Below are 255 nucleotides of genomic sequence, written 5' to 3'. Positions count from 1 at the left end.
AATGATTCCCTAAGTAGTGGCGAGCGAACGGGGAAGAGCCCAAACCGGATCGAAGCAATTCTGTCCGGGGTTGTAGGACTACTTTTAGAAAGTCAGATCAAGTTGAATCATCTGGAAAGATGAGCCGCAGCAGGTGATAGCCCTGTAGACAGAAATTCTGATGGACGTGTAGTATCCTGAGTAGTGCGGGACCGGAGGAATCCTGTATGAAACTGCCAGCACCATCTGGTAAGGCTAAATACTCCTTAGATACCG

1 rRNA gene is annotated in these 255 nt (G+C 48.6%); it reads left to right on the top strand.

From position 1 onward, the window contains the following. Window positions 1–255 (top strand): 23S ribosomal RNA (locus ACLHR0_RS31720); the annotation flags it as partial.

This window comes from Chitinophaga sp. ARDCPP14 (genome assembly GCF_051362515.1).
Taxonomy (GTDB): domain Bacteria; phylum Bacteroidota; class Bacteroidia; order Chitinophagales; family Chitinophagaceae; genus Chitinophaga.
Note: the sequence above shows the minus strand (reverse complement) of the source record. Positions and strands in the feature narration are given on the sequence as shown.